At 29.7% G+C, this 21,293-nt stretch carries 23 protein-coding genes and 1 pseudogene; 10 read left to right on the forward strand and 14 right to left on the reverse strand.

Annotated elements, in window-relative coordinates:
• The 4 genes from PG913_RS01445 to PG913_RS01460 all read left to right on the forward strand — a co-directional run bounded on the left by PG913_RS01445 (position 1) and on the right by PG913_RS01460 (position 2,422).
• Positions 1 to 381 carry a TraR/DksA family transcriptional regulator gene (locus PG913_RS01445; RefSeq protein ID WP_271231300.1) on the forward strand — a complete coding sequence of 127 codons (381 nt, stop codon included), beginning with the start codon at positions 1 to 3 and terminating at the stop codon, positions 379 to 381.
• Positions 382 to 392: 11 nt separating this feature from the next.
• Entirely contained in the window at positions 393 to 1,112 is a 720-nt protein-coding gene (locus PG913_RS01450) for a hypothetical protein (RefSeq protein ID WP_271231301.1), read from the forward strand.
• Positions 1,113 to 1,155: 43 nt separating this feature from the next.
• Complete coding sequence (locus tag PG913_RS01455) at positions 1,156 to 1,728, forward strand: lipoprotein signal peptidase (RefSeq protein ID WP_271231302.1); 573 nt, start codon at positions 1,156 to 1,158, stop codon at positions 1,726 to 1,728.
• 70 nt (positions 1,729 to 1,798) lie between these two features.
• Positions 1,799 to 2,422 carry a DUF4230 domain-containing protein gene (locus tag PG913_RS01460; protein WP_271231303.1) on the forward strand — a complete coding sequence of 208 codons (624 nt, stop codon included), beginning with the start codon at positions 1,799 to 1,801 and terminating at the stop codon, positions 2,420 to 2,422.
• A 157-nt stretch (positions 2,423 to 2,579) separates the two neighbouring features.
• On the opposite strand, the gene PG913_RS01465 is transcribed toward PG913_RS01460, so the two are convergent.
• The 9 genes and pseudogenes from PG913_RS01465 to pdxA form a co-directional block, all read right to left on the reverse strand.
• Entirely contained in the window at positions 2,580 to 2,993 is a 414-nt protein-coding gene (locus tag PG913_RS01465) for a DUF6691 family protein (protein WP_271231304.1), read from the reverse strand.
• Between the two features lies 1 nt (position 2,994).
• Positions 2,995 to 3,555: a YeeE/YedE family protein gene (locus PG913_RS01470; RefSeq protein WP_271231305.1), complete on the reverse strand. Its 561-nt coding sequence runs from the start codon at positions 3,553 to 3,555 to the stop codon at positions 2,995 to 2,997.
• A pseudogene (locus PG913_RS01475) lies at positions 3,555 to 4,792 on the reverse strand (3-deoxy-D-manno-octulosonic acid transferase). Before PG913_RS01475 ends, PG913_RS01470 begins: the two are co-directional and overlap by 1 nt.
• A 67-nt stretch (positions 4,793 to 4,859) precedes the next feature.
• Positions 4,860 to 6,200 carry an acetyl-CoA carboxylase biotin carboxylase subunit gene (gene accC / locus PG913_RS01480; protein ID WP_271231306.1) on the reverse strand — a complete coding sequence of 447 codons (1,341 nt, stop codon included), beginning with the start codon at positions 6,198 to 6,200 and terminating at the stop codon, positions 4,860 to 4,862.
• 71 nt (positions 6,201 to 6,271) lie between these two features.
• The gene (gene accB / locus PG913_RS01485; RefSeq protein WP_271231307.1) at positions 6,272 to 6,751 is read right to left on the reverse strand and encodes an acetyl-CoA carboxylase biotin carboxyl carrier protein; all 480 of its coding nucleotides are present in this window, start codon (positions 6,749 to 6,751) and stop codon (positions 6,272 to 6,274) included.
• A gap of 26 nt (positions 6,752 to 6,777) precedes the next feature.
• Positions 6,778 to 7,773 (reverse strand): beta-ketoacyl-ACP synthase III, encoded by a 996-nt coding sequence (locus tag PG913_RS01490; protein WP_271231308.1) that lies wholly within the window; start codon positions 7,771 to 7,773, stop codon positions 6,778 to 6,780.
• Between the two features lie 150 nt (positions 7,774 to 7,923).
• Positions 7,924 to 8,118 carry a 50S ribosomal protein L32 gene (rpmF, locus tag PG913_RS01495; protein ID WP_271231309.1) on the reverse strand — a complete coding sequence of 65 codons (195 nt, stop codon included), beginning with the start codon at positions 8,116 to 8,118 and terminating at the stop codon, positions 7,924 to 7,926.
• Between the two features lie 6 nt (positions 8,119 to 8,124).
• Positions 8,125 to 8,658: a YceD family protein gene (locus PG913_RS01500; RefSeq protein ID WP_271231310.1), complete on the reverse strand. Its 534-nt coding sequence runs from the start codon at positions 8,656 to 8,658 to the stop codon at positions 8,125 to 8,127.
• A 71-nt stretch (positions 8,659 to 8,729) separates the two neighbouring features.
• Complete coding sequence (pdxA, locus tag PG913_RS01505; protein WP_271231311.1) at positions 8,730 to 9,767, reverse strand: 4-hydroxythreonine-4-phosphate dehydrogenase PdxA; 1,038 nt, start codon at positions 9,765 to 9,767, stop codon at positions 8,730 to 8,732.
• A 61-nt stretch (positions 9,768 to 9,828) separates the two neighbouring features.
• Between pdxA and PG913_RS01510 the strand changes: the two genes are divergently transcribed.
• The 6 genes from PG913_RS01510 to dgoD all read left to right on the forward strand — a co-directional run bounded on the left by PG913_RS01510 (position 9,829) and on the right by dgoD (position 15,011).
• A complete protein-coding gene (locus tag PG913_RS01510; protein ID WP_271231312.1) occupies positions 9,829 to 10,416 on the forward strand; it encodes a riboflavin synthase in 588 nt (195 codons plus the stop codon).
• 261 nt (positions 10,417 to 10,677) lie between these two features.
• On the forward strand, positions 10,678 to 11,457 hold the full coding sequence (locus PG913_RS01515; protein ID WP_271231313.1) for an SDR family oxidoreductase: 780 nt from the start codon (positions 10,678 to 10,680) through the stop codon (positions 11,455 to 11,457).
• Between the two features lie 16 nt (positions 11,458 to 11,473).
• Entirely contained in the window at positions 11,474 to 12,337 is an 864-nt protein-coding gene (locus tag PG913_RS01520; protein ID WP_271231314.1) for an SMP-30/gluconolactonase/LRE family protein, read from the forward strand.
• Positions 12,337 to 13,254, forward strand: a complete 918-nt coding sequence (locus tag PG913_RS01525) for a 2-dehydro-3-deoxygalactonokinase (RefSeq protein WP_271231315.1) — start codon at positions 12,337 to 12,339, stop codon at positions 13,252 to 13,254. The genes PG913_RS01520 and PG913_RS01525 overlap by 1 nt, the downstream gene beginning before the upstream one ends.
• Complete coding sequence (locus PG913_RS01530) at positions 13,238 to 13,876, forward strand: 2-dehydro-3-deoxy-6-phosphogalactonate aldolase (RefSeq protein ID WP_271231316.1); 639 nt, start codon at positions 13,238 to 13,240, stop codon at positions 13,874 to 13,876. Before PG913_RS01525 ends, PG913_RS01530 begins: the two co-directional genes overlap by 17 nt.
• A complete protein-coding gene (gene dgoD / locus PG913_RS01535) occupies positions 13,857 to 15,011 on the forward strand; it encodes a galactonate dehydratase (protein WP_271231317.1) in 1,155 nt (384 codons plus the stop codon). The genes PG913_RS01530 and dgoD overlap by 20 nt, the downstream gene beginning before the upstream one ends.
• Positions 15,012 to 15,120: 109 nt before the next feature.
• Here dgoD and eda read toward each other — a convergent pair whose 3' ends face one another.
• The 5 genes from eda to PG913_RS01560 are packed head-to-tail and all read right to left on the reverse strand — an operon-like array spanning position 15,121 to position 21,249.
• Positions 15,121 to 15,684, reverse strand: a complete 564-nt coding sequence (gene eda / locus PG913_RS01540; protein ID WP_271231318.1) for a bifunctional 4-hydroxy-2-oxoglutarate aldolase/2-dehydro-3-deoxy-phosphogluconate aldolase — start codon at positions 15,682 to 15,684, stop codon at positions 15,121 to 15,123.
• A gap of 12 nt (positions 15,685 to 15,696) precedes the next feature.
• Positions 15,697 to 17,499, reverse strand: coding sequence for a phosphogluconate dehydratase (gene edd, locus PG913_RS01545; RefSeq protein WP_271231319.1), 1,803 nt, complete (start codon positions 17,497 to 17,499; stop codon positions 15,697 to 15,699).
• A gap of 11 nt (positions 17,500 to 17,510) precedes the next feature.
• Positions 17,511 to 18,185, reverse strand: coding sequence for a 6-phosphogluconolactonase (gene pgl, locus PG913_RS01550; protein ID WP_271231320.1), 675 nt, complete (start codon positions 18,183 to 18,185; stop codon positions 17,511 to 17,513).
• A gap of 4 nt (positions 18,186 to 18,189) precedes the next feature.
• Complete coding sequence (gene zwf, locus PG913_RS01555; RefSeq protein WP_271231321.1) at positions 18,190 to 19,653, reverse strand: glucose-6-phosphate dehydrogenase; 1,464 nt, start codon at positions 19,651 to 19,653, stop codon at positions 18,190 to 18,192.
• Between the two features lie 9 nt (positions 19,654 to 19,662).
• Positions 19,663 to 21,249: a solute:sodium symporter family transporter gene (locus PG913_RS01560; protein ID WP_271231322.1), complete on the reverse strand. Its 1,587-nt coding sequence runs from the start codon at positions 21,247 to 21,249 to the stop codon at positions 19,663 to 19,665.
• Positions 21,250 to 21,293 lie beyond the last annotated feature (44 nt).

Consider the following 21,293-nt stretch of genomic DNA (forward strand, 5'->3'; position numbering starts at 1 on the left):
ATGGATAAAAATATTAATATAAGATACTCTGATCTTGATTTACAGGAATTTAAAGAGATTATTTTAAAAAAAATTACGAAGTCAGAAGAAGACTTAGAATTATTACAGGCTTCTTATAAAAATGGTTCAGGTAATGGTACTGAAGATACTTCACCTACATTTAAATCATTTGATGATGGTTCAGATACAATGGCAAAAGAGGCAAATGTGCAATTAGCCTTACGTCAAGAAAAATTTATTCGTGATTTAAAACACGCTCTAATTCGTATTCAAAATAAAACATACGGAGTTTGTAGAGTTACAGGTAAATTAATTCAAAAAGAACGTTTAAAATTAGTGCCTCATGCTACATTAAGTATTGAAGCTAAACGTAAACAATAACTTTTTTGAATATGTATAATATCAAAAAAAAGCCTCTTTATAGAGGCTTTTTTTGTTTTAAAGCTAATGTTAAGCGATGGAATATCTGTTACTTTTTAGTGTTTTTTTTATGTGAAAATCTGATTGTTTTTTCTCAAGAAAAATTACTTAAAACGACAACTGTTTTATCAAATGATATTGAAATAAATACTGATGGTTTAGATGATATTCTTATTGAAAATTCAAAAAGTAATCAAATAGAAGTATTACTTTTAGATGAAAATCCACATACGCACACTATTTATTTTCAAGAAAAATTAGCTGTTTTAAAAATAGATTTTAATCAAATTTTTGATTACAATGAAACTGGTGTTTTTAGAAAATATATCACAAAAAGATTGCAAAGAGTTCGTGTTATAGTTAAAGTCCCGAAGAACAAAAATGTTATTATTTATGGAAAAACAATCGGAATTGTTTCTAAAAGTTATCAAGGAAATGTGAAGATTTATATTGATAAAGGAAATGTTCGATTAAATAATGTAAAAGGAAATGCTTTTGTTTCTTTGTTTTTAGGCAATGTTTATGCAAATTTATCTAAAAAAAGTAACATCGATATTAAAACAAATAACGGAATAATACGTATAAATAATAATAGCTATAAGGATAAGATTTATATTAAAAAAACACAAAAAGAAGTTTACAATTTTAAAGTAAATACTATTAATGCTAATGTTATTTTAATTACCGAATAAAAACGAATACTTTTCTTATTTTTGTTGCTATTAAATTCAAAAAATGTCTAAAAAAAATATTGCAATATTTACCGTAATCCTGGCGATTCTAATAGATCAAATTAGTAAAATTTATGTAAAAACACATTTTCAACTTGGCGAAGAAGTTGTTGTTTTTGCAGATTGGTTTAAAATCCACTTTACTGAAAATAATGGTATGGCTTGGGGTTTTGAATTTGGTGGTAGAGCAGGTAAATTATTTTTAACATTGTTTAGAGTTATTGCCGTTTCAGGTATTATATATTGGTTGTGGCAAACTATAAAAAGACAAGCTCATACAGCTGTTGTTATTGCTATAGCGTTAGTTTTAGCAGGTGCAATAGGTAATATTATAGACTCTGTTTTTTATGGTGTAATTTTTGATACTTCTTATCATAATGTAGCTACGTTGTTTTCAGACAAACCTTATGGAGAATTATTTTACGGAAAAGTAGTTGATATGCTTTATTTCCCGATGTATGAAGGTGAAAGTTTTACTTTCTTCAATGCTATTTTCAACGGAGCTGATACTTGGATTAGTATTGGTGTTTTTTTGTTATTTTTATTTAACAAACAAGCATTTCCAAAAGAAGAATAAGACCTTTAAATTATACAAATTCTTGTTTTAATTTAAGATACTTTAATTATATTTATAGCAAAACATCAGGATGCGTCTTCTTAAATATATTGCTATTTTTTTACTAGGTTTTTTAGTTGCCAAATTATGGTACGAAAAACAAGAAGATAAAAAAGTAGAAAAACACGTACACGAAGAAATTCAAGTAGTATTAAATAGTATCCAAAACTTAAGTAAATTAGTTGTTTCGGAAGGGAGTTTTTCTGAAATGTATCATTTTTCTGAAAGTAAAAAATACTTTTACGATTATCTTTCTTTTGAAAAAAAAGCCATATTATCGGTTAATGCAAAAGTTGAAGTTGGTTACGATTTATCAAAATTAGAAATTGAAATTGATAGTATTGGTAAACAAATAATTATTCATAAAATACCAGAAGAATCAGTTGTTATTTCTCCTGATATTAAATATTTTGATTTACAACAAAGTCAATTTAATACCTTTTCAAAATCAGATTTGAATAACCTTAATACTAAAGCTATTGAAAATATTAAATCGACTATTACAGTTTCTCGATTGCAAGTAGAAGCAAAAACACGTTTGTTTGAAGAGCTTTCTAAAATATATCAACTTTCGGCAATTTATAATTGGAAAGTAGTTGATAATACTAAACTTAAAACGAGTATTATATTTGATACTGATTTAATAAAATATTAGGTATAAAGAAGTATTATCTATTATTAAAATAGAGTAAAATTCCTAGCCCTGATTGTAGCAATTGTTTGAGCTCTTTTTTGTTTTTTTCTTAAAAAAAATAAAAAAAGCGAGTGCGGAAAGCGGGAAATTGCTACAAATAATCTTTATTTTTTTAACCTTAATTAGGTAGCTTTTTACTTAGTAATCCGTAAATAAAAGCGCCTAATATTGCACCTAATAAAACAATAATAATTGGAAATACACTATGACCAATTAATACGAAAATAGGAGCAGGGCAAGCTCCTGCTAATGCCCATCCTAAACCAAAAATAGTTCCGCCAATAAGAGTTCTTATAAATCCTTTTTTCTTTTCTTTTATATTGATTTGATTACCGAGATAATCTTTAATTGTACCTTTTTTGAATAAATACATAAAAATCATAGAAATAGCAACTGCCGAACCTATAATTCCGTACATATGAAAGGATTGAAACTTAAACATTTCGTAGATTCTGTACCGTGAAATTGCTTCGGATTTGGTCATTATAATTCCGAAGAAAATACCGATTATTAAAAATTTTATGTTTTTCATATTATCCGAAAATTAAAGGGAAAAAAATCCAAGTCATTAATAATCCTCCTATAAAAAAACCAATTACGGCAATTAAAGAAGGTAGTTGTAAATTGCTTAAACCAGCAATTGCATGTCCTGAGGTACATCCGCCAGCGTATCTAGTACCGAAACCAATTAAAATTCCTGCAATTAATAAAATTGAGAATCCTTTTATAGTAAGCATATTTTCAATGCTGAAAATTTCAGAAGGAACAAAAGAATTTCCTGCATTTTCAAAACCTAAATCTGCTAATTCTTGTACTGTTTTAGGGTTTAATTGTATTGTTTTTGTTGCTGATAAATAATTAATGGCTATGAATCCGCCAATAATTAATCCAACTAAAAAAATAAGTGCCCAATCACGTTCTTTCCAGTCTTTTTTAAAATAATCAGAAATTTTTCCCGCACCAGCAATAGTACAAATGGTTTCTAAATTTCTAGATACTCCAAAGCTTTTTCCGAAGTAAAAGAACAAAAATAGTACAAAAGCAATTAAAGGACCAGAAATATACCATGTCCAAGGTTGTAAAATAATATCCATTATAAGGTTTTTTTAATGTAATCCATTATTGTTTTGGTAGCACCTGTATTTTCAGAAATATATTTTTGGTTGATGCTTCCTAATTTAGTTCTAAACTCTTTTTTGTTTTTTAAAGAAGTGAAAATAGTGGTAAATTCTTCTTCATTCACAACAGTTTTAACTCCGCCTAATTTTAATAAATCAGTAGCTTCTTGAAACTTTTTATACTTATTTGCTCCAAATACTATTGGTACTCCAAACGTTGCAGGTTCTAATATATTGTGAAGCCCTGTTGCTAATCCTCCGCCTACGTACGCAACATCGGCATAGGAGTAAATTTTGGTTAATAAACCGATAGTATCAATAATAAAAACTTGATTTTCTGATAAATTTTGACCTTCTTTTTCAGAATATAAAATTGTTTTTTTGTTGATACTTTCTTCTAATTCTTTTATTTGTTTTTGATTGATATTATGCGGTGCTATTATAAATTTTTCATCGGCTGAAGCATTATTATTAATGTAATTTACTAATAGTTTTTCATCTTCTTTCCAAGTACTTCCTGCAACTAGTGTATAAGTATCATTTTTAAATTCATTGATGAAATCAAGTGAATTATCTTGTTTTAAAATATCGAGAACTCTATCAAATCTGGTATCTCCAGCAATGGTTGTATTTTCAAAACCAATAGTAGAAAGTAGTTTTTTAGATTCTTTATTCTGAAGATAAAAATGATTAAAAGCATTTAGTTTATCACGCATAAAACCGCCATACCACTTAAAAAATGATTGTTTTTTTCTGAAAATCCCTGAAATTAAAATAGTATTAATTCCTTGTTTTTTTACTTCGGATAAAAGATTTGGCCAAAATTCGTATTTGATAATAATGGCTATTTCTGGATGTATTTTATCAATAAATTTTTTAACATTCGATTTTGTATCGAAAGGTAAATAACAAACGACATCGGCTAAATTATAATTCTTTCTGATTTCATATCCCGAAGGAGAAAAAAAGTAACTACTATTTTATGATTCTTATAGCGTTCTTTTAATGCTTCAATAATTGGTCTTCCTTGTTCAAATTCACCTAATGAAGCAGCGTGAAACCAAATAACTTTATCTGTTTTCTGTATGTTATTTAATTTATTGAAAGTTTGTTTTCGTCCATCAACAAAAAGTTTTATTTTTTTATTGAATAAAGCGATAAAGCGAAGTAGTATTGATACTTTAAAAAGTAATAGGTTATAAATAAAATTCATAACGCAAATTTATGAAATAAAAAAAATCAGTGAGTTTAATCACTGATTTTTTTATATTGATATTTTGTTATGATTGCATTTCAAAATCTTCCATAAATTTAGTGGTATAATTACCAGCAATATAATCTGGATGATCCATTAATTGTCTGTGAAAAGGAATTGTAGTTTTAATTCCTTCAATAACATATTCATCTAAAGCACGTTTCATTTTGTTAATTGCTTCTTCACGAGTTTGTGCAGTAACAATTAATTTAGAAATCATTGAATCGTAGTTTGGCGGAATCATATAACCAGCATATACGTGCGTATCAATACGAACTCCATGACCTCCTGGCGTACGGTATGAGGTTATTTTACCTGGTGCAGGTCTAAATCCGTTAAAAGGATCTTCTGCATTAATTCTACATTCAATAGAGTGTAATTTCGGGAAGTAATTTTTACCTGAAATTGGCACACCTGCTGCTACTAAAATTTGCTCACGAATTAAATCGTAATTAACAACTTCTTCAGTAATAGGGTGCTCAACTTGAATACGTGTATTCATCTCCATAAAGAAGAAGTTACGATGTTTATCAACTAAAAACTCAACAGTTCCAGCACCTTCGTACTTAATAAATTCAGCAGCTTTTACAGCAGCATTACCCATTTTATCACGTAATTCATCCGTCATAAACGGAGAAGGAGTTTCTTCAGTTAATTTTTGATGACGACGTTGTACAGAACAATCTCTTTCAGATAAATGACATGCTTTTCCGTAAGAATCTCCAATAATTTGAATTTCGATATGACGAGGCTCTTCAATAAGCTTTTCCATATACATATCATCATTACCAAAGGCAGCTTTCGATTCTTGACGAGCAGAATCCCACGCATCTTTTAAATCTTCCGCTTTCCAAACAGCACGCATTCCTTTTCCACCACCACCTGCTGATGCTTTTAACATTACAGGATATCCAGTTTCTTCGGCTGTTACTATACAATCTTCAAAAGTTTCGATAACACCCTCACTTCCAGGTACACAAGGTACACCAGCAGCTATCATAGTAGATTTAGCGTTTGCTTTATCTCCCATACGGTCAATCATATCAGGTGAAGCACCAATAAATTTTAAATCATGTTCTTCACATAATTTAGAAAATTTAGCATTTTCTGATAAGAAACCATAACCAGGGTGAATTGCATCTGCATTTGTAATTTCGGCAGCAGCAATAATACGATCCATTTTTAAATAAGATTCGCTACTTGCGGCTGGTCCAATACAAACTGCTTCATCAGCAAATTTTACATGTAAACTTTCTGCATCTGCTTTAGAGTAAACAGCAACAGTTTTGATGCCCATTTCTTTACAGGTTCTAATTACACGTAGTGCAATTTCACCTCTATTGGCAATTAATATCTTTTTAAACATACGTTCTAAAAATTTAAAAACTCCAAATAAAAGAAGTCAAAAAACTTAATTTATTTAGAGTTATATGTTAATTAAGATGGATCTACTAAAAATAACGGTTGATCAAATTCTACCGGAGTAGCATCATCTACTAATACTTTAACGACTTTACCTGAAATTTCAGATTCAATTTCATTAAATAATTTCATTGCTTCAATAACACAAACAGTATCACCTACTTTTACTTCCGTACCTACTTCAGCAAAATTTGGTTTATCTGGTGATGGTTTTCTGTAAAAAGTTCCAATAATTGGAGATTTGATTGTAATATATTTAGAATCCTCCTCTGTAGTAGCTGTTTCATTTGATGCTGCTGCTACTGGTACTGCAGGAGCTTGAGTCATCATTTGAGGAGCTACGCCCATAGGTGCAGCCGTTTGAATAAATGTAGTTTCAGGAGTTTCGCTTCCAGTTTTAATGGTGATTTTAATATCTTCCATTTCTAACTTCACTTCACTTGCACCTGATTTTGCTACAAATTTTATAAGACTTTGAATTTCTTTAATATCCATATTCCTAATTTTAGTTGTTTGGTTTTTTATGAATTGTATGCCCATTTTAAATAGATAGCTCCCCATGTGAAGCCTCCACCAAATGCAGCAAAAATTAAATTATTTCCTTTTTTTAGATCTTTTTCATAATCTGCAAGTAATAAAGGTAAAGTAGCTGAAGTGGTATTTCCATATTTATGGATATTTACCATTACTTTTTCAGAATCTAAACCGACTCTATTAGCAGTCGCTTCAATAATACGATTATTTGCTTGGTGTGGTACTAACCAATCTACATCATCTTTTGAAAGATTGTTTCTTGTTAGCATTTTTTCAGAAACATCTGCCATGCTAGAAACTGCGTACTTAAATACAGTTCTACCTTCTTGAGTTATAAAATGCTCACCATTTTTAATTGTTTCTTCTGATGCTGGAGCAATAGAACCTCCTGCATGAATTTTTAAGAAATTTCTACCAACTCCATCACTTCTTAAGTATTCATCTTGTAAACCTAATCCTTCTAAGTTTGGTTCAAATAATGCAGCACCAGCTCCATCACCAAAAATAATACAAGTAGCTCTGTCTGTATAATCAATAACAGATGACATTTTATCAGCACCTATTAATAATACTTTTTTATAACGACCACTTTCTATGTACCTAGAAGCTGTAGACATTCCGAATAAAAAACTAGAACAAGCAGCTTGTAAATCGTAAGAAAAAGCATTTACAGCACCTATTTCAGTAGCTGTATAAGCAGCAGTAGAGGCAACTAACATATCTGGAGTTGCAGTAGCTACAATTACCATATCAATCTCTTTAGGATCGATATTAGATTTTTTTATTAAATCTTGAGCAGCTTTGATAGCCATATAAGAAGTTCCCTTATCTTTATCTTTAAGTATTCTTCTTTCTTTTATCCCTGTTCTGCTAGTGATCCATTCATCATTAGTATCAACCATTGTTTCTAGCTCCTTATTAGTTAAGGCGTATTCAGGAACAAATTTCCCTACTGCGGAAATAGCTGCAGTTATTTTAGTCATAATTGTTTATTTATAGGTAAAATCAGTTTTCAAAAGTAATGAAAAATATATCAGCTTTTAAAAGATAAAACATCAATTAAGTCAATTTATAATATAAAACCCAAAAAAACCCTCTAAAAGAGGGTTTTTTTATTATGTAAAAACTATTTTTTAAGCTTCAACTGCAGCGCTTTCTAATACTACTTGACCTCTGTAGTATAATTTCCCTTCATGCCAGTGAGCTCTGTGGTATAAATGAGCTTCTCCAGTTGTAGGATCAACAGCTATTTGAGGTACAGAAGCTTTATAATGAGTTCTTCTTTTATCTCTTCTAGTTTTCGATATTTTTCTCTTTGGATGTGCCATTATATTTTATTTATCTGTTAGTAAATTCTTTAATTTATCCCATCTAGGGTCTGTTGGTATTTCAACAGTTTTTTCTTCGTTTATTCTTAATTTATTTAATCTATCTAAAGCTTCAGATTTCATCGTGCCATTTAAAACATCTGGATGAACTCTTTTACTTGGAACTGATAAAACAATTAACTCATATATATATTGAGCTACGTTTAATTGATACCTTTCGTGTGGAAGTATCAAAATTTCATCATGTTCGTCATTATATTCAGGTCCGAATTGAACAACTAAATTTAAAGTACCATCTATTTTTAAATCAAATGGTTCGCCAGTAGTGTCACAAGGTACGTTTACAGTCCCTTTTATGGTAAAATAAAGTTCCAGTAAGGTACTTTTTTTTACAAAATCAATACTAGCTTCTAAATTTGCATTGTCAAATTCATCAAACTGAAAAGCTTTAAAGAACGTCTTGCCAATTTGATACGTAAACAAATGACGTCCTTCTTTTAAACCTACAAAAGGTATATCGAATTCTTTTAAGTCTTTCATCTGTAATATCAATTTGAGCTTGCAAAGATATGAAAAATGTTTATATTTTTATATTTTACCGAAAAAAAAAACTATTTTACTTTTAAAACATTTTTTGTTAGTTCAGCATACTCTTTTCGGTTCTTAAATATTTGTAATGAGGTGAATAAAGCTTCTTTGAAAGAAGATGGATTTGCTTTGTTTTTACCTGCAATATCAAAACCTGTTCCATGATCTGGCGAGGTTCTTACTTTGTTTAATCCTGCAGTAAAGTTTACACCGTTTCCAAATGATAACGCTTTAAAAGGTGCTAATCCTTGATCGTGATACATTGCTAAAACACCATCAAATTGATTATATGTTTCAGATCCAAAAAAACCATCGGCAGCATAAGGACCAAAAACTAACTTTCCTGATTCTTTAATTTCTGCTATTGTTGGACGTATAACCGTATTATCTTCGTTACCTATAAGTCCGTTATCACCACAATGAGGATTTAATCCTAAAATAGCTATTTTTGGTTTTGTAATACCAAAATCTTGCTTTAATGAAGTATACATAATTTCCACTTTTTCCTTAATTAATTCAGGAGTAATCCTTTCTGCAACTTTTGAAATAGGAATATGACCTGTAATTAAACCAACTCTTAATTTGTCAGTCATTAAAATCATTAAACTTTTTCCTTCTAAATTTTCTTCTAAATATTCGGTATGCCCTGGAAAGTTAAATTCTTCTGATTGAATATTTTCTTTACTGATTGGCGCAGTAAGTAAAATATCAACATGATTATTTTTTAAAGCATCGGTAGCTGCTTCAAGTGATTTATATGCAAATTTACCTCCAGCATCGGTTATTTTACCTAATTCAATTTTAACTTCATCTCTCCAAGAATTCATTAAATTGATTTTATCATGTGCAATTTTATCAATCGAATTGATAGCATAAATGTTATTGTTCAATTTTAGGTTTTTCTTATGATAAGAAACCAACCTATTAGAAGCAAATAAAACAGGGGTACAAAAATCAAGCGTGCGCTTGTCTTCAAAAGTTTTTAAAATAATTTCAATACCAATTCCGTTTATATCTCCAACTGAAATTCCAACAATAATTTTTCTTGTATTACTATCCATAGTTATTTTAGTACGTAAAGTTGTATTTTTGAAACAAACAAAAGTAACTAAAATTTAGAGAATGTTTACAGGAATCATTGAAACTCTTGGAATCGTAAAAAATATAACCAAGGATAAAGAAAATTTACATATTACTATTTTAAGTGATATTACTAAAGAATTAAAAATTGATCAAAGTGTGGCGCACAATGGTGTTTGTTTAACTGTTGTTGATATAAAAGATGAGGAATATACCGTTACCGCAATTAAAGAAACACTTGATAAAACCACTACTGGAGCTTTAGAAGTAGGAAGTCAGGTAAATCTTGAAAGAGCGATGAAATTAGGCGCTCGTTTAGATGGTCATATTGTGCAAGGACATGTTGACAGAACAGGTGTTTGTAAGGCGATAAAAGAGGAGGGAGGAAGCACTGTTTTTACTTTTTCTTATGATTTTGATGGTGAAAATATTACTATTGAAAAAGGATCGATTACTATAAATGGCGTAAGTTTAACGGTTGTAAATTCAAAGAAAGATGAATTTAGTGTTGCTATAATTCCATATACATTGGCGCATACGAATTTTAAAGACTTTAAAATAGGTAGTAAAATTAATTTAGAATTTGATGTTATTGGTAAATATGTAGCCCGATTAACACAGTTGAAATAAATAAAATCGTTTTGAATAGATAGTTATATCGATATAAAAATCTGATTATGAGTAATTCGTAGTCAGATTTTTTTTATCAAAATTTTTAGTAAAAATCATTATCTAACTACAAAAATTTGAGACAAAATACAATAAACTTGTTTTTAAAATACAACTGTTAGCTACCAGTTTATTTGTTTAATGTTACTATTTTCAAGTAGATTATTTAATTCAGAAACCTAAATAAATTACATTTGAATAATAGTCATTTGAAAAGAGAGTATGGGAAATAGATTAGACAATAAAATTGCTATTGTTACAGGTAGCGCAAGAGGGATAGGAAAAGCGATTACAAAATTATTTATGCAAGAAGGTGCTATTGTTATAGCAACAGATAAAGATGTAGCAGAATTAGAAAAAACAGCAAAAGAATTTTCTTTAATAAAAAACGGTAGAATATTAACCTACGAAGTAGATATTACAAATAAAACTCATATTGAATCGGTAGTTAAAAAAACAATTGAACAGTTTAATCGTATTGATATTTTAATAAACAATGCAGGTAAAAATGTTTTTGAAGATCCAATGAATATTACGAGTGAACAATGGGAACTTTGTTATAACTTAAATTTAAAAGGAAGTTGGAATTGTTCACAAACAGTATTACCTTTTTTTATTAAACAACAATATGGTAATGTAGTAAATATCGCTTCGGTACACGGGCATAAAATTATAAAAGATTGTTTTCCTTATCCAGTATTTAAACACGGACTTATCGGTTTAACAAATTCTTTAGCAATTCAATATGCTTCACAAAATATTCGTTTTAATTCAATTTCTCCAGGGTTAATATTAACGCCTGCGATTGAAGATAGTTTTAATGCATCGTCAAATCCTGAAGCTGAAAAAAAAGCACAAGAAGATATTTTACCTTGTAAAAGAATTGGTACTCCAGAAGAAGTAGCAAATACAGCATTGTTTTTAGCTAGTGATGAAGCTCGTTTTATTAATGCTACTGATATTTTAATAGATGGTGGACGTTCTAAAATTTATCATGATTAATTAAAGCTTCTAAAAAATGATACATAATATTAGTGTGGTTTCTCATTCGCCACAAAATACTTTAGGAGAAACACCTATTTATTGCGATTATCTTCAAAAAGTTATTTGGGTAGATATTTTAGAAAATAGTATTTATACATTAGATATTGCAACATTAAAAATCAATAAAATAAAACTTCCTTTTTTATGTAGTGCGGCATTGCCAACTACTAAAAAAGGAATTTTGCTTTTAGTTACTGAAAATGGAGTTTTATCTTTTGATTTATTAAAAGAAACAGTTATTAAAAAATGGATTGATTTTCCTGAAAAAGATACCCGTCCAAATGAAGCGCAAATTTCTCTAAATGGTGATTTGTTTTTTGGAACAATGGATTATGACGCAAAATCAAATAAAGGTTCTTGGTATCGTTTTTCATCAAAAGACATCAAACTAACATTATTAGAAAGCAACGTTAGTATTCCTAATACATTAGCTTTTTTTGATGATGAGGTTATTTTTGGAGATACCGCTACTAATCAGTTTTTTATAGATAAAGTTAATGCACTTCATTGGAATGATAAAAAAAGCTGTACTCCTGAAATTGAAGCAGGAGGTATGGATGGTTCTTATTTTTCAGGTGATAATTATTTAATAAATGCACGTTGGGGATTATCAAAAACGACTGTTTTTGATGTTCAAAAGAATATGAATATTCATGTTGAATTTGAATTACCAGTAAAGCAACCTACAAGCTGTGTTATTTATCCATCAGAAAATGGAAATAAAATACTTTTTACTTCTGCAAAAGTAGGGTTAGAAAATCCATCTGAAAATGACGGTAAAATTAGTATAGCAGATACTACTTATAAAACAAGAACTATAAACAGATTTAAACTTTAATGAATACATATATAGCGATAGATTGGGGGTCAACAAATTTACGTGGATACTTCATTGAAAATAATACGGTAACAAATACATATTCATCAGAAAAAGGTGTGAAAAATATTACTGATAAATTAGAATATACCACTATTTTATCAACAATTATTAAAACTTTTTCTGCTTCTGAAAATATGCCAATATTACTAAGTGGTATGGTTGGAGGAGCTGCTGGTTGGATTGATACTACTTATGTTAATTGTCCTTTTAGTATTAATAATACATCAAAAAATATTATTAATATAGAGCAGGATGTTATCAATAATCCTATTTATATGTATCCAGGGCTTTGTATTAAAAATAAAGAAGAGGATACCTACGGAGTAATGAGAGGTGAAGAAATTCAGCTAATCGGTGCTTTAAAAAAGGAAGCATACGACCTTCTAATTTTACCAGGAACGCATAGTAAATGGGTTCATGTTGAAAATAATGATTCGACATCAATTATTGATTCATTTTCAACAGTAATGACAGGTGAATTATATGAAGTTTTATTACATAATTCTCTTTTAGGAATGGTTGAGGATAAGAAAATATTCTCTTTAAAAGGATTTCATAAAGGACTTCAAACAGCAAAAGATTCTGATGCGATTATAGCGTCATTATTTTCTACCAGAGCAAAGCTATTGTTAGGTGGTATTGACAAAACAGAAGTTCCTGCATATCTTTCAGGGATGCTTATCGGAAATGAAGTAAAAAGTCAATTAGCTCAAATTACAGCTGATAAAAAAATAGGTGTAGTTGCTAATAAACATCTTAGTGAGTTATATCAACTAGCTTTTCAATCATTTAATTTAAACAACGTTAATTTCTTGGACGTTCAAGAAGTTACTATTCAGGGATATAATACTATAGCGCATGATTTCATTAGATAAAATTGAATTGCCATTAATTGCCATTTTAAGAGGGATTAAACCAACAGAAGTACTTGAACATGCGAAAGCATTATTTGAGGTAGGTTTCCGATTTATTGAAATTCCTACAAATTCGCCTGATTGGGATAAAAGTGTTGATATTTTACAAAAACATTTTGATAATACTGCTTTTATTGGTGCAGGTACTGTTATTACAGAAGCACATCTTGATACCTTAATTTCGTTAGATGCTAAATTAATGGTAAGCCCAAATGTTAACCTTAATATTTTAGCTAAAAGTGTTGCTAATAATATGATTAGTTGCGTAGGCGCATTATCACCTACAGAAATAATTGCAGCAAGCCAAGGAGGTGCTAATGTTGTAAAGGTTTTTCCTGCAGGTACTATGGGACTTAATTATTGTAAAGCAGTAATGGCAATTGCTCCTAAAAATCAACAATATTATTGCGTCGGAGGAATAAATCCAGCAAATTTAAGCGATTATCTAAAGTTAGGATTTCACGGTGCAGGATTAGGTGGTGATTTATACAAACCGAATCAATCAGTTGAAACAACTAAAGATAAAGCAACACAATTTTATAACGCATATATAAATTACAAAAATGAAAATAACAGGAATTAGATTATATAAAGTTGCGCCACGCTGGCAGTTTTTAGCCATTGATACTGATGAAGGTATTACAGGTTGGGGAGAACCAGTTTTAGAAGGTCGTGTTGATACTGTTCAAGCAGCAGTTAAAGAATTGAGCCCTTATTTAATAGGAAAAGACCCAAGTAGAATAAATGATATTTGGAATGTACTTTATAGAGGTGGATTTTACAGAGGTGGAGGTATTTTAATGTCTGCTATTTCAGGAATTGACCAAGCTTTATGGGATATTAAAGGTAAAGTGATGAATCAGCCAGTATATGAATTACTAGGTGGTTTGTGTCGTGATAAAATGAAATTATATAACTGGGTTGGAGGAGATAATCCTTCGGATGAGGTTGCTGACATCAAATTATATAAAGAAAAAGGATTTGACACTTTTAAGTTAAACGGAACAGGGAAATTGAAAATGATTGATTCTAACAGAGCAATTGATCAAGTAATTTCAAGAATAGATACTATTCGTGCTGCTTTTGGAAATACCATCGATTTTGGATTAGATTTTCACGGAAGAGTAAGTACACCAATGGCAAGTGTATTAATTAAAGAGTTAGAACCGTATCGTCCTTTATTTATTGAAGAACCTGTTTTACATGATTATTCTGAAAATTATGCACGTTTAGCGGCTAAAACAAGCATTCCTATTGCAGCAGGTGAAAGAATGTTTAGCAGATATGATTTTAAAAGAATTTTTGAACAAGGTGGATTAGGTATTGTTCAGCCAGATTTATCACATGCAGGAGGTATTACAGAATGTTTAAAAATAGCATCAATGGCAGAAGCTTATGATGTTGCTTTAGCACCTCATTGTCCGTTAGGACCTGTTGCTTTAGCGGCTTGTTTGGCTATTGATTTTGTATCGCCAAATGCTATTATTCAAGAGCAATCAATGGGGATTCATTATAACAAAGGAACTGCTGAACTTATTGATTATGTGAAAAATAAAGAAGATTTTGAATATATTGATGGATACATCAAGCCTTTACCAAAACCAGGTTTAGGTGTTGTTATAGATGAAGAAGCTGTTATTGAAGCTGATAAGAAATTTGATGTTGATTGGAAAAATCCTATTTGGAGACATGAGGATGGTTCTTTTGCTGAGTGGTAAAATTTTTTTTATCATAAAAAATAAAAAAACCGCTAACATTTATCTAAAAGATATTTGTTTGCGGTTTTTAAAATTTTGTCAAGGTGTTTTAATTATATTATAAAAAAAATTACTTCATCATCCAAGAACCTCCAACGCTTATAACATTTGATAAGCTTTGATAATCAGTAACAGTTTTTTCATTAACACCTCCTGTAGGACAAAATTTTACTTTTGGGAAAACATTACAATATGTTTTTAAAGCAGCTGTGCCACCAAATAAATTAGCTGGAAAAAATTTAAAAGTATCCCATCCTAATGCTAAACCTAACATAATTTCACTAGGTGAAGTTACTCCAGGAATAAAAGGAATATCACTTTCTTCTAAGTCGCTTGCCATTTCTTTAGAAATACCAGGGCTTACTATAAAGTCAACCTTTAAATCCTTTACTTTTTGTATTTGATTTTTGTGAATAACAGTTCCTACACCAACTTGTAAAACATCTCTATATTCTTTTTTAACTTTAGCAATAGCTTCAAATGATATTGGTGTTCTTAACGTTATTTCAATACATTTTATTCCTTTACTTAATAATTTTTCAACAGTTTGTGGTATTTCATCTAAACTATTAAAAGTAACAACTGGTATTACAGGATTATTTTTAAGAATTTCTCTAATATTATTTTGAATCATAATTTTCTTTTTTTAGAATAAAAAACTAGCGCCATCTTGACTAGAACCTACTATATTCCTAATATTTCCGAATAATTCTCTTCCAGAACCTTGATTGTTTTCAATGGTTTTCTTAGCTGATTTTCTTGCTAATACAACGGTTTCATTTAATACATTAAGTTGTCCTGTAACGGCATTTAAGCTTAGAATATCGCCTGTTTTTATTTTAGAAATAACACCACCATCTAAAGCTTCTGGCGATAAATGTATTGCCGCAGGAACTTTTCCTGAAGCACCCGACATACGACCATCAGTAACTAAGGCAACTTTAAATCCTCTACGTTGTAAAATACTTAACGAAGGTGTTAGTTTGTGTAATTCAGGCATTCCGTTAGATTTAGGTCCTTGAAAGGGAAGTACTGCAATAAAATCTTTATCTAGTTCTCCTTTTTTAAAAGCATCCATTAAAGCTTCTTGTGTTAAAAAAACTACAGCAGGAGCTTCTATAATTAAATATTCATCTTTAACAGCTGAGGTTTTTATAACAGATTCTCCAATATTTCCTTTTAAAACTTTTAGCCCACCATCTTTAGAAAAAGGGGTTTCTACAGTTCTAATTACATTTTCGTTTAATGTTGTTTTAGAACCTTCAACCCAAATGATTTTATCATTTTCTATTTTTGGTTCTTTTGTATATTTAGATAATCCTTTACCTAATATAGTATTTACATCTTCATGTAATAACCCGTTTTTTAATAAAGTATTTACTATAAAACCAACACCTCCAGCAGCATGAAAATGATTTACATCAGCACTACCATTTGGATATACTCTTGCTAAAAGTGGTATAACTCCTGATAAATCAGAAAAATCTTGCCAATTAATTATAATACCAGCAGCTTTTGCCATGGCTATTAAATGAATTGTATGATTTGTAGAACCACCCGTGGCTAACAAACCAATAATACCATTAACTACTGTTTTTTCACTATATATCGAAGCTAGTGTATTATCAAAATCTTTTTCTTTACAGTTTTTACTGATGATTTTTACAGCCTCTTCATCAAGTAATTTTCTAAGTTGTGTATCAGGGTTTACAAAACTAGCCCCAGGTAATTGTAGTCCCATAATTTCCATGAGCATTTGATTACTGTTGGCTGTTCCGAAAAAAGTACAAGTTCCTGGAGAGTGATAAGAATCAGATTCTCCTTTTAATAATTCATCTCTATCGATTTTTCCTTCCGCAAAATTTTGACGAATTTGAGCCTTTTCATCATTACTAATTCCTGTTTCCATAGGACCACTAGGCATAAATATTGCAGGTAAATGTCCGAATTTGAGTGAACCAATTATTAATCCAGGGACTATTTTATCACAAATACCAAGATTAATAACGCCATCAAACATATTGTGAGAAAGTGCTATTGCAGTAGATAATGCAATAATATCTCTACTAAATAAAGACAATTCCATACCGTCTTGTCCTTGAGTTACCCCATCACACATTGCAGGAACTGCTCCAGCAACTTGTGCTGTTGCTGTATGCTTTTCAGCATATTCTCTAATCATTTGAGGATAATTCTCATAGGGTTTGTGAGCAGATAACATATCGTTATATGCCGTAACAATTCCTAAATTAGGGGTTATATATTCAGATAATTCATTTTTAACACGTGTGCTACAAGCAGCAAAACCATGTGCTAAATTCCCGCAACTTAAAGTGTTTCTTGAAACTTCTTTAGAAAAAGCCTTTTGCATTTGTGTTAAATACAGTTGACGAGAATTTTTACTTCTTTCAATTATTCTATTGGTAACTTCTGAAATTATCTTATTCATTGTTCTTGAAATTAAATACTATAATACCACTCTATATCTTTTTTGTTATCAACAAAACTAAATATCGGAAGTGTTCGTTTATCGTTATTATTTAATACCTCATATTTCTCTTTACCTGTTGTCATCAAGAGTACTTTATTTGCATTTAATAACATTTGTTTGCTACATGTTATTCTTTGTACAGGTGCTTTAGGTGCTTTGGTATTTATAATAGCTACTTTATTTTGTTGTAAATTTTCTTCTGATGCAGGGTCAGAAGGGAATAAAGAAGCAGTATGTCCATCTCCTCCCATACCTAATAGCACAACAGTAATATCTTTAAAAACTTCGTTATACTTTTGATTAATTAAAGTAATATTATCTTTTTCATCATTGATGTTTGCTATCATTCCATAAAAATTAGCTACGGATGCTTTAGCAATTAAAAGATGTTCTTTTATCATTTTTTCATTACTATCATTTGAATCTGTAGTAACAAATCGTTCATCAACTAAACCAATATGTACTTTTTCCCAAGGGATGTCTAATTGTGCTAATTGAGTGTACATTTTTTTAGGAGTACCACCTCCTGAAACAAGTAAATAAGCTACATTATTTAGGGTAATAGCTTTTTTTAAGGAATTTGCTATTGTAGTAGCTAATTCCTTTTCAAGTTCTTCTGTTTTATCAAAATAAAATTTTTTCATAATTTTAACTATGTATCTCCCAAGTATCTCCATTAGACATTACTGAATCTCTAGGTCCTGTTGTTCCTGCTTCGTAAAGGTCTATTGGTTGTTTAATTTTTTTCCAATTATCAGTAATTGATTCAATCCAAGTCCAAGCTGCTCTTAATTCATCTTCTCGCATAAATAAGGTTTGATTTCCTCTTAAAACATCTATCAAAAGTCGTTCATAAGCTTCAGGTAGTCTTTCATTAAAAGAGTCTAAATAATCTAATTTTAATGAAATAGGTTTATATCGATATCCACCAGGACCAGGAATTTTTGTCATCTGAACAATAGATATTCTTTCTTCTGGTTGCAAACGAATAATAAGTTTATTATTAGGAACAGTAGTTTCAGGATTAAAAATATTATGTTTAACAGATTTAAAGTTAATTACTATTTCAGAATATCGTTGTTCTAATCTTTTTCCTGTTCTTAAATAAAAAGGAACTCCTTTCCATCGCCAATTATCTACATAGGCTTTTAAAGCGACAAAAGTTTCTGTATTAGAAGCATACTTATTAATATCTTCTAAATAGGAACTAACCTTTGTTTTATTTATTTTTCCTCTAGTATATTGCCCTCTAACAGTATCTGTTTTTACAGATTCAGCATTTAACATGCGTAATGATTGTAATACTTTTAGTTTTTCGTTACGCATTTGGTCGGCTTCTACAGAAATAGGTGGCTCCATGGCAACCAAACATAATAGTTGTAATAAATGATTTTGAACCATATCTAAAAGAGCCCCACTTTTATCATAATAACCACCTCTAGTACCAACACCTAAGTTTTCAGCAACAGTAATTTGAACATTATCAATATGTTCACTATCCCAAGAACGTTCAAATAAATGATTAGAAAACCTTAATACCATAAGGTTTTGTACTGTTTCTTTTCCTAAATAATGATCAATTCTATAAATTTGTTTTTCTGAAAAAGTTTTGGTTATTTGGGTGTTTATTTCTTCAAAAGAAGCTAAACTATTACCTAAAGGTTTTTCTAAAACAACTTTACTTGTAGTGTTTACTATAGATGATTCTCTTAACGTATCGCAAATTTCAACAAATACAGATGAAGGAGTCGAAAAATAAAAAACATCTTGATAATTGCTATGCTCTTGTAAAATATTTTTTAAAGGTTGATACGTCTTTATACTATGATTTTTTATAAGAATAACAGTGATTTTAGAAATAAAATCAGCTACAACTTCCGAATTAAAATCAATTTTTTTATCAGCGACAGTAATTTGTTCTTTAATTTTTTCGAGAAGAGGTTCAATAGGCATTTCATCTCTAATAATCACAACAATATTAAAGTCTCCTCCAATTTGTTGCTCAGCAAATCGACAAAATAATGCTGGATAAATTTTGCGCATAGCTAAATCTCCATCACCACCAAAAATTACAAAATTAAACGCTTCTAACATTTTATCTTTTTTACTCATTACTTATTGTTAAATAAAATAAATATAAATAGATAATACTAAAACACATATAATAATACCTAAAGAGTTGGTAAATTTCCAAGGACTAATAGAAACTTCTTTTGTATATACTTGTACATATGCTTCTTTACGAGGTTTTAACTTACCAATTAACAGCATTATTAGTACGTTTAAAACAAAAAGAATAGCCATTACATGTAAAAAATGAGGATAATTATCAGCACCTATTACATATGGCTTAATTATAAATTGACTTATAATGTATAAAATAGACCCTGATATAATTCCAATTTTTGCAGCAATAGCAGGTACATATTTTGTTAAAAAACCAACTACAATAATTGTTAAAATAGGAATACTATAAATACCATTAGCTTCTTGTAAATAACCAAATAATCCATCTGAAGCATAAATTAATAAAGGAGCAATACACATAGCTATTAAAGCAAGTCCAATACCAAAGGTTTTTCCTGCTTTTATAACGTTAGTTTCATTAGTTCCTTTTTTGAAATATGACTGATAAATATCAATACTAAATAAGGTAACAGAACTGTTTAAAGCAGAGTTAAAAGAACTTAAAATAGCCCCAAATAATACTGCAGCAAAAAAACCAAGCCATACTTTAGGAAGTACTTTAGAAACTAACATAGGGTAAGCTTCATCAGGGTTTACTATTTGGTCACCAAACATATGATAAGCTATAATACCAGGTAATACTACAATTAACGGCCCTAATATTTTAATAAAAGAAGCTAAAAGTAATCCTTTTTGACCTTCTTTTAAGTTTTTAGCTCCTAATGCACGTTGAATAATAGCTTGATTTGTTCCCCAGTAAAAAAGTTGTACTAACATCATACCTGTAAAAATTGTTTCAATTGGAATAGATGATTTTGATCCTCCAATAGATTTGAATTTTTCAGGATGTTCTGTCATTAAAACAGCAATTCCATCAAATACATTTCCATCACCTACTGCCATTAAACCAAAAATAGGAATTAACATTCCACCTATAAGTAAACCAACTGCATTTATTGTATCTGAAATTGCAACAGCTTTTAAGCCACCAAAAATGGCATAAATACCACCTATTATTCCTATAAGCCATACGGTTATCCATAAGGCTACGCTTTTAGATACTCCAAGTAATTCAGGAACTTCAAACATACTATTAATAGCTAATGCTCCAGAATATAGTACGATAGGTAATAAAACAATAGCATAACCACTTAAAAATAAAATAGAAGTGATTGCTTTTGTTGTTTTATCATATCGTTTTTCTAAAAACTGTGGGATTGTTGTAATTCCTCCTTTTAAATATTTAGGTAATAAAAAAACTGCTGTAAGTACCATTGCTATGGCAGCAAGTGTTTCCCAAGCCATTACTAAAATTCCATCTTTAAAAGCAGCACCATTTAATCCTATTATTTGTTCTGTAGAAAGATTTGTTAATAACAATGATCCAGCTATTACAACACCTGTTAAACTTCTTCCTCCAAGAAAATAATCATCTGATGTTTTTTCATTTGTTTTCCTGGATTTATAGTAGGATATAACCGCTACTAAAATGGTAAATGCTAAAAATGTAATTATCTGCATATGATTTAAGTTAAAATATATTGTTAAGTTAGTTGATTATTATT

Origin of the sequence: Tenacibaculum pacificus (assembly GCF_027941775.1) — a bacterium.
Classification (GTDB): domain Bacteria; phylum Bacteroidota; class Bacteroidia; order Flavobacteriales; family Flavobacteriaceae; genus Polaribacter; species Polaribacter pacificus_A.

Coding starts and splice junctions, on each gene's coding strand:
- edd (WP_271231319.1), bottom strand. CDS start 17,499: ATGAATAAGATAATTTCAGAAGTTACCAATAGAATAATTGAAAGAAGT.
- PG913_RS01445 (WP_271231300.1), top strand. CDS start 1: ATGGATAAAAATATTAATATAAGATACTCTGATCTTGATTTACAGGAA.
- PG913_RS01500 (WP_271231310.1), bottom strand. CDS start 8,658: ATGAAAGACTTAAAAGAATTCGATATACCTTTTGTAGGTTTAAAAGAA.
- PG913_RS01450 (WP_271231301.1), top strand. CDS start 393: ATGTATAATATCAAAAAAAAGCCTCTTTATAGAGGCTTTTTTTGTTTT.
- PG913_RS01465 (WP_271231304.1), bottom strand. CDS start 2,993: ATGAAAAACATAAAATTTTTAATAATCGGTATTTTCTTCGGAATTATA.
- rpmF (WP_271231309.1), bottom strand. CDS start 8,118: ATGGCACATCCAAAGAGAAAAATATCGAAAACTAGAAGAGATAAAAGA.
- PG913_RS01455 (WP_271231302.1), top strand. CDS start 1,156: ATGTCTAAAAAAAATATTGCAATATTTACCGTAATCCTGGCGATTCTA.
- PG913_RS01490 (WP_271231308.1), bottom strand. CDS start 7,773: ATGACTAAAATAACTGCAGCTATTTCCGCAGTAGGGAAATTTGTTCCT.
- PG913_RS01460 (WP_271231303.1), top strand. CDS start 1,799: ATGCGTCTTCTTAAATATATTGCTATTTTTTTACTAGGTTTTTTAGTT.
- PG913_RS01530 (WP_271231316.1), top strand. CDS start 13,238: ATGATTTCATTAGATAAAATTGAATTGCCATTAATTGCCATTTTAAGA.
- accB (WP_271231307.1), bottom strand. CDS start 6,751: ATGGATATTAAAGAAATTCAAAGTCTTATAAAATTTGTAGCAAAATCA.
- dgoD (WP_271231317.1), top strand. CDS start 13,857: ATGAAAATAACAGGAATTAGATTATATAAAGTTGCGCCACGCTGGCAG.
- PG913_RS01520 (WP_271231314.1), top strand. CDS start 11,474: ATGATACATAATATTAGTGTGGTTTCTCATTCGCCACAAAATACTTTA.
- PG913_RS01560 (WP_271231322.1), bottom strand. CDS start 21,249: ATGCAGATAATTACATTTTTAGCATTTACCATTTTAGTAGCGGTTATA.
- eda (WP_271231318.1), bottom strand. CDS start 15,684: ATGATTCAAAATAATATTAGAGAAATTCTTAAAAATAATCCTGTAATA.
- PG913_RS01525 (WP_271231315.1), top strand. CDS start 12,337: ATGAATACATATATAGCGATAGATTGGGGGTCAACAAATTTACGTGGA.
- pdxA (WP_271231311.1), bottom strand. CDS start 9,767: ATGGATAGTAATACAAGAAAAATTATTGTTGGAATTTCAGTTGGAGAT.
- zwf (WP_271231321.1), bottom strand. CDS start 19,653: ATGAGTAAAAAAGATAAAATGTTAGAAGCGTTTAATTTTGTAATTTTT.
- PG913_RS01470 (WP_271231305.1), bottom strand. CDS start 3,555: ATGGATATTATTTTACAACCTTGGACATGGTATATTTCTGGTCCTTTA.
- pgl (WP_271231320.1), bottom strand. CDS start 18,185: ATGAAAAAATTTTATTTTGATAAAACAGAAGAACTTGAAAAGGAATTA.
- PG913_RS01510 (WP_271231312.1), top strand. CDS start 9,829: ATGTTTACAGGAATCATTGAAACTCTTGGAATCGTAAAAAATATAACC.
- accC (WP_271231306.1), bottom strand. CDS start 6,200: ATGTTTAAAAAGATATTAATTGCCAATAGAGGTGAAATTGCACTACGT.
- PG913_RS01515 (WP_271231313.1), top strand. CDS start 10,678: ATGGGAAATAGATTAGACAATAAAATTGCTATTGTTACAGGTAGCGCA.